9 protein-coding genes and 1 pseudogene are annotated in these 7,551 nt (G+C 41.3%); 8 read left to right on the plus strand and 2 right to left on the minus strand.

Annotated elements, in window-relative coordinates; genetic code table 11:
* From NTU69_06905 to NTU69_06940, 8 genes are all read left to right on the plus strand, one after another.
* On the plus strand, positions 1 to 166 hold a 166-nt coding region (locus NTU69_06905; GenBank protein ID MCX5803245.1), incomplete at its 5' end, for a cysteine synthase A.
* A 33-nt stretch (positions 167 to 199) separates the two neighbouring features.
* Positions 200 to 1,411: a homocysteine biosynthesis protein gene (locus NTU69_06910; GenBank protein ID MCX5803246.1), complete on the plus strand. Its 1,212-nt coding sequence runs from the start codon at positions 200 to 202 to the stop codon at positions 1,409 to 1,411.
* 20 nt (positions 1,412 to 1,431) lie between these two features.
* A complete protein-coding gene (locus NTU69_06915; protein MCX5803247.1) occupies positions 1,432 to 2,418 on the plus strand; it encodes a hypothetical protein in 987 nt (328 codons plus the stop codon).
* Between the two features lie 8 nt (positions 2,419 to 2,426).
* Positions 2,427 to 3,080: an MBL fold metallo-hydrolase gene (locus tag NTU69_06920; GenBank protein MCX5803248.1), complete on the plus strand. Its 654-nt coding sequence runs from the start codon at positions 2,427 to 2,429 to the stop codon at positions 3,078 to 3,080.
* Between the two features lie 197 nt (positions 3,081 to 3,277).
* A complete protein-coding gene (locus NTU69_06925) occupies positions 3,278 to 3,445 on the plus strand; it encodes a hypothetical protein (GenBank protein ID MCX5803249.1) in 168 nt (55 codons plus the stop codon).
* A gap of 21 nt (positions 3,446 to 3,466) precedes the next feature.
* Entirely contained in the window at positions 3,467 to 4,453 is a 987-nt protein-coding gene (locus NTU69_06930) for a 4Fe-4S dicluster domain-containing protein (GenBank protein MCX5803250.1), read from the plus strand.
* A complete protein-coding gene (locus NTU69_06935) occupies positions 4,434 to 5,099 on the plus strand; it encodes a cytochrome b/b6 domain-containing protein (GenBank protein ID MCX5803251.1) in 666 nt (221 codons plus the stop codon). Before NTU69_06930 ends, NTU69_06935 begins: the two co-directional genes overlap by 20 nt.
* Complete coding sequence (locus tag NTU69_06940) at positions 5,092 to 5,250, plus strand: hypothetical protein (protein MCX5803252.1); 159 nt, start codon at positions 5,092 to 5,094, stop codon at positions 5,248 to 5,250. Before NTU69_06935 ends, NTU69_06940 begins: the two co-directional genes overlap by 8 nt.
* Positions 5,251 to 5,358: 108 nt before the next feature.
* On the opposite strand, the gene NTU69_06945 is transcribed toward NTU69_06940, so the two are convergent.
* Together NTU69_06945 and NTU69_06950 are read right to left on the minus strand one after the other, a co-directional pair.
* A complete protein-coding gene (locus NTU69_06945; protein MCX5803253.1) occupies positions 5,359 to 6,357 on the minus strand; it encodes an NrpR regulatory domain-containing protein in 999 nt (332 codons plus the stop codon).
* Positions 6,358 to 6,374: 17 nt separating this feature from the next.
* A pseudogene (locus tag NTU69_06950) lies at positions 6,375 to 7,551 on the minus strand (glutamate dehydrogenase).

The raw sequence follows: 7,551 nt of genomic DNA on the forward strand, positions 1-7,551 counted from the left end.
GGAAGAAGGGATATTCTGTGGCATATCGTCAGGTGCAGCTATGTGGGCAGCCCTGAAGATTGCAAAGGAAGAGGAGTTTAAGGGAAAATTGATTGTGGTTATAATACCTGACCTTGGTGACAGGTATCTTTCGACAGAATTGTTTCTCCCTTTTATGAAGGGATAATGTAAAGAGGCTAAATATTATCTCAAGGAGGCAATATTGAAGACAATAGAGGAGATAAATGAAAAGATTAAAAAAGGTAAGGTAGTTGTTGTAACTGCCGAGGAAATGATAGGAATAACAAAGGGAAAGGGGGCAAAAAAGGCTTCTGAGTACGTAGATGTTGTGACAACCGGTACCTTCGGTCCAATGTGTAGTAGCGGTATGTTCATAAATGTTGGCCATTCAAAACCAAGGATAAAGATTGGAGGGGGTAAGTGTTATCTTAATGATGTACCAGCATACTGTGGACTGGCGGCTGTAGATATTTATATAGGTGCTACTGCAATTCCGGATGATGACCCACGGAATAAGGTTTATCCCGGTGCCTTTGAATATGGTGGCGGTCATGTGATTGAGGATTTTGTGAGTGGAAAAAATATAAGGCTTGCAGTTACTGCCTATGGCACGGATTGTTACCCAAAGAAAAAGATTGAGACCTATATAAATAAAGATACCGTGAACGAGGCGTATCTATATGACCCAAGAAACAGCTATCAGAACTATAATGTAGCTGTCAACCTGACCAACAAGGTCATCCATACGTATATGGGTTCATTAAAACCAAACATGAATAGCGCAAACTACTGTAGCGCTGGCCAATTATCCCCGCTTCTCAAAGACCCTAAATACAGAACAATAGGCATTGGCACAAGATTATTTCTGGGAGGCGGCATTGGATATGTTTCATGGTATGGTACACAACATAATCCTGTTGTACCACGGAGCCCTGATGGAATACCGAGGGCAGGGGCAGGAACACTCGCAGTCATCGGGAATGCAAAACAGATGAGCGGGGACTTTTTAAAAGGGGCGAGCTTTATTGGTTATGGGGCAACCATGTTTGTGGGCATCGGTATCCCCATACCGATTTTAGATGAAGAAATGGCCTATCTCACATCGAGAAGTGATGAAGACTACTGGGCCCAGGTTGTGGACTATGGTAATGATTATCCAAACAGGGTGCCAAACAGCTTATGCGAGGTAAACTATGCCCAGTTGAAATCAGGGAGTATCTCCATCAACGGCAAAGAGGTTCCTGCCTTTCCTATATCGAGCTATTCAAAGGCGGTAGAAATCGCAATGCTGCTTAAAGAGTGGATAAACTCGGGGCGGTTTCTCCTCACAAACCCTGTTGAGCCTATACCAGGAATAGACTCAGGGATAAAGATGAATACCCTTGAGGAAAGGACACTGGAGAGCGTGTAGCAAACGCTACATTTTAAACTATGAACAGAAAAGCAATATCACTATTGTCCGGCGGATTGGACAGCACACTTGCAACAAAGCTCATATTGGAACAGGGCATTGATGTGGTAGGGCTTCATTTTGCCTCCCCTTTTTCTAATAGAAAAGAAAGGGAAGAAGGACTACAGGCAATAAAAACTGCCTCTGAGCTTGGCATAAGGTTAATCATCAGAGACAAAGGTGCCGAATATATAGAAGTGGTTCAGAACCCAAAGCATGGTTACGGAAAAAACATGAATCCATGTATAGACTGCAGGATATTTATGTTGAGAAAGGCCCGTGAGATAATGATAGAAAAAGGTGCAAGCTTCATTGTTACAGGAGAAGTGCTCGGTCAAAGGCCAATGTCCCAGCGGAGAGATACTATACAATTGATAGAAACGGCAAGCGGGCTTGAAGCATTAATCGTGAGGCCCCTTTCAGCAAAACATTTTCTACCCACTATGCCTGAAAGGGAAGGAATAATTGACAGAGAAAGGTTGCTGGATATAGCAGGCAGGTCAAGGGCTGTACAATATAACCTTGCGGCTGCATATAATTTAAAGGAATTTAGTTGTCCTGGAGGGGGGTGCCTGCTTACAGACCCTATATTTTCAAATAAGCTCAGGGACCTTTTTGCAAACGATAAGGGCTTTACAATGAAGGATATGGAACTACTAAGTATCGGCAGGCATTTCAGATTAAGTATTGATACAAAGCTTGTTATAGGAAGAAACAAAGGGGAGAACGAAAGGTTAGAATCTATGTGGTCATCTGCCTATGTGCTCTTTTCCCCTGTAGGATTTAATGGACCCAGCGGGATCCTGAAGGGTGCTTCAGATAAAACAATTATCAGCCACGTTGCAAACATCATCGGGTACTATGGAAAAAATAATGCCTCAACTATTACAGTGGAATCCAACAACGGGACACTGAAGAGGCACATCATTGATAAGGTAGATATCATGCCTGAAAGGTTTAGAATATAGGGGGCTCCATGAAGGTCTTTGAAGGTCTCTATGTATATCCATGGGTCTCTTATGAGGAAAATAACTGTAATACAATCTTTATAGATGGAGGGATCTCTGTCCTTATCGACCCCGGTCATGCAGCCCTTTTTAATCATGTTATTGAGGGTATGACAAGGGATAGAAAAATCATAGAGCATGTGAAGCTCATTCTATGTACCCATGGTCATCCTGACCATATCGAGGCAATTGATGGATTCGATAACGATGTAATAAAAGGAATAAGCAAGGAGGAGTATGAATACTTAAGAGACGGCTACAGGGAACTTTTCCTCATGACAGGTTGTCAGTTACCAAAGAAACCCTTTAAGATATTCCTCAAGGAGGGGCCGATACGATTAGGGGATAAAACATTTAGAATTATTGCAACACCAGGCCATTCACCTGGTTCTCTCTGCCTTTACTGGGAAGAAAAGAAGGTACTGATATCGGGTGATACAGTCTTCTACATGGGGGTTGGAAGGGCTGACCTGTTTGGAGGTAATATCAATGCACTGGCAAAAAGTATAGAACATCTTTCGAAGCTGGATATAGAGTACCTCATACCGGGACATGGAGAAATGTTGAAGGGGAAAAAGGCTATAAATAAAAATTTCAAGCTGATTCTTGAAGAGTTCTTTTGAGCAGATATTTATTTCTACTAAAGATTGTTGACATTTACCATTTTGTGCATATAATGAACTAGCACATCAAAGGATTTTCCCCTGCCAAAAATATCACGGGAAGGTAGATGACAATTATCGCCAGTATCAAACAAGATGTGTGATAAACAGGCTTTGTATGGAAAAGAACGATTGCAAGGAAAAGAGGAGGAAATAATTTGAAAATACCTGATGAGTATGTATGTGACCTGTGTGGGTATGTTTTTCTTTACGGGGAAGTTCCGGATATCTTTTGTCCAAATTGTGGTAGCAGCATGGTCATGAAAGAGATAAGTTACGATGAATACTTAGACGATGAGGTATTTACCAATATATTAAGCATGTAGCCGCTTATGGTGTAGGGTCAAATGAACCTTACAAGACGTAATTTCCTGAAGATTGCAGGTGCAGCAACTGTCTCTGGCAAGATTTTCTCCCATGAAACTGCATACGCTACAACTGGCAGATATGCTACCATTATAGATCTCACAAGGTGCGACGGGTGTAAAGAAGAACCTATCTCAAGATGTGTAAAGGCGTGTAGAAATTATAACAAAGATAGATTTCCAAAACCTATAAAGGATATAAAACCTTACTGGCCTCACAAATTCTACGAAGACTGGTCAAAGAAAAGGGATGCGATAAGTACCCTTACCCCCTATAACTGGATATTTATACAGAGGATACAAATTAAGAGAAAAAAGGAAATTTTTATCCCGAGAAGGTGCATGCACTGTGATAATCCACCATGTGTATCGCTATGCCCTTTCGGTGCCCTGAGCAAGGAGCAGTACGGCAATACAGTAATAAGTGATAAACTCTGTTTTGGAGGGGCAAAGTGCAGGGATGTATGCCCATGGCATATCCCTCAAAGACAGGCAGGTGTTGGTCTATACCTTAAAATTATGCCGAAATATGCTGGTGGCGGTGTTATGTATAAGTGTGATCTGTGTAAAGACAGAATAGCAGAGGGCAAGGTTCCTATGTGTGTAATTGCCTGTGAAGAAAGGTTGAACGATAACAAAGCAATGTTTTTCGGTGAAAGACAGGCAATATACAAAATGGCAGAAGAACGTGCCAGGAATGAAGGGCTTTACATATACGGCGATAAACAGAACAGTGGAACGTCTACCCTTTATCTTTCGGCAATACCCTTCGGGTTTATTGAGGCACAACTGAAATCAAAAAAAGAGAAATTCCAGATGGCAGAACAAATTCAAAATCCCCTTGATGAACCTCATAACCTTGCAAAATATTTTTTAATCAGTGCCTTTGCATCAGCCTTTGCTGGTATTGTTGGTGCATTATGCACAGGGAAGAAAAAGGCCAATGGGGATGAAGATAAAAAGGCATAGCATAATAGAGATGGTAGAACACTGGACTATTGCGTTATCCGGTATTATGCTTCTCTTAACAGGTATCGGCGAATTGCCTTTATATAAGAGGTACTATTTTATTTTAAACATACCTGGCCTCGGATGGGCAGGCGACTATTTTAAACATTTAAAACTCCACTATATTTTTGCTATGGTCTTTCTCGCAGGCGTAATCTTCCATATAATCTATCACGGGCTAAGGAAAGATAAAGGGCTTTTACCCAAAAGGGGTGATATAGGAAAATCCTTCAGGGTTCTTCTTGCCATGTTTGGTATAGGGAAGGAGCCACCTTCAGAGAAATATCTTCCGGAACAGAGAATAGCCTATATTGGTATGGGTCTCATTATACTTGTATTAACCCTCACAGGGGTTTTCAAGGTCTTTAAAAACCTTCCGTATGTCTATGTGCCACCACCTTTAAATGGGATAAACACACTTATCCACACACTATCAGCCTTTCTCTTTTTACTTGCCCTTATCGTTCATGTAGGGGTCTTCATTTTTAAGATTAACTGGCCCTTGCTTAAAAGTATGCTCACAGGAAAGATTGATTCAGCATACGTAAAAGAAAGGCACGGTTTATGGTATGAGAAATTGAAGAAAGAAGGTGAAGTGCATGAGTAAACAGATGACATTCACAGATAAGGTTCGGAAAGCCCTAAAAATTCTGAAACCGAGATTTGATGACCTTGCCGATGGTTATGCAGATTTAATAGATGTTGATGAAGACCGTGAAATGGTAAAGGTGAAGCTTATAGGCGGCAGGCTACTCTGATGCGGGGATTTTGCCCTCGGTCTGTGGGTTGAAAAATTACTTAAAGAGGAAGTGCCTGAGATAAAAGAGGTGGTAACAGCATGAGAGATGGTAACAGATTATATATTCTCAATCAAACTTCTTTGAAATTTCTTTATACAGCTTTTCAAAACCAATAAGTTTAGAGTATTGATATAGAGTCGACATTGCATGGCTCTCTGAAGGAATATTTGCCTCTTCAAGGGCAGCAATAGGATTTAATCCGCCAACCACTATAATACCCACCCTATCCAGCCCGACAGGGATTCCTAAAAGTGATTGATTTGGTTTGCCCAAAAGAATAACACCTCCAATACCAGCATGCACCATCTTCTCAATTAAAGTCTCTGCTTTATCCATACATACACTGGGGATTTCCCTGAAGCTTGCGAGAATTTTGCCGGAATTATGCATGAGGACACCGAGTACATCAGTCATCTTGCTTTTTATAAAAATTTCGAGCGGGTCAAGGGATGAACCGTCATAGTTAATAATGGATACGAACCTTTTAGGCCTTCCGTTTTCAATTTCTATTACCCCGCCAAATTTTGATATCACAGGTATTCCGGCGCTTAAAAATATCCCGTTCATCGTAATACTACAGATAGTACCAAGACCAACTGTTCCCTTCGGTACCAGAAGATCCCCTATTTCTTCATTTGCCTTAGCCATAACCACCCTTTCGCTCATTACATACTGTGAATTAAAAACCCTTTTTAAAATCTGTAAGGATTCAATCAATCTATCTTCAGGAAAATAGGAGATGTTGAGAATGGTATTGCCCTTCAGTGTATTCACATCAAAATCAGACAAGAAAGAGAGGGTCTCTATTTTGCTGATTACAAAACCAACCCTCTCTGAAACAAATGCATGTTGGAATTCCTTTTTGCCTTTTTCAGTAATCCTTCTACCCTTTTTCCCGAAATTTTTAGTCAACCCTCTCTCATCAAGAATCCTCAGGTGATATCTTACAGCCCTTTCAGTAAGCTCAATACCGTGGGGCTTCAGCTGTCTTGCTATTTCAGTAGAACCTAATATTTTTTGCTGTTTTTCCAGAATTTTAAGTATGCTGAACATTATCTTGTTCATAGTTTAGTTCCTGTTTCCTACACAATTCCATATGCAAGCATTGCTTTCGCAACCTTTAAAAACCCTGCAATATTTGCCCCGGCCAGATAGTCACTGCTTCTCCCATACGTCTCAGCAGCATCAAGGCAGGACTTATGAATACCCTTCATTATCATGAGCAGTCTATTGTCAACCTCTTCTCGTGTCCAGGACAATTTAATGCTATTCTGGGTCATTTCAAGACCTGATGTTGCAACCCCTCCTGCGTTTGCTGCCTTTCCTGGTCCATAAAGTACATTGTTGTCCTGAAAAACCTTAACAGCTTCAAGGGTTGAAGGCATGTTTGCCCCCTCTGCAACACATATACAACCGTTTTTCACCAATACCTCAGCGTGTTGACCATCAATCTCATTCTGTGTAGCACAAGGCAATACTATATCAACCTTAATACCCTGTTCCTTTATGACATCCCAAACGCTCTGTCCAAAAAAGCATACGGCAGGCTCATATTTTTCAGCATACTCGCTAATCCTTCCTCTCCGTATGTTTTTTAAGTCCATTACGTAGTCATATTTTTCCCCGCGGATCCCCTCTTCGTCAATTATAGTTGCATTGGAATCACACCATTCCCCTTGTGGCAAGCATTTCTGCTGCGAAATAGACGACGCCGTAACCAGTTGCTTCGGGCCTTATCAGACTTCCTCCATACTCCAGCCCTTTTCCTGTGAAAACACCTGTGTGTTCATTCACAAGTTTTTTATAGTATCCATAAAGATAACCAATTTCCCGGCCACCAACCCCTATATCGCCAGCAGGCACATCAGTGTCAGGTCCAATATACCTGAAAAGCTCTCTCATAAAAGCCTGGCAGAACCTCATCACCTCATCATCAGATTTTCCTTTTGGGTCAAAATCAGAGCCACCCTTTCCTCCTCCCATGGGAAGTGTGGTAAGAGAATTTTTGAAAATCTGCTCAAAACCCAGAAATTTTATAATACCAAGGTTTACAGAAGGATGAAATCTCAAACCACCTTTATAAGGCCCGATGGCATTACTAAACTGTACCCGGAATCCTCTGTTTATCTGTACCTCACCTTTGTCATCAACCCATGGAACCCTGAACATTATTACCCTATCGGGTTCGACTATTCTTTCATATATCTTTGCCTTCACAAATTCAGGGTGCCTCTTTACTGTAGGCACAAGGGTTTCCAA

The organism is Pseudomonadota bacterium (assembly GCA_026388215.1).
Classification (GTDB): Bacteria; Desulfobacterota; Syntrophorhabdia; order Syntrophorhabdales; family Syntrophorhabdaceae; genus JAPLKF01.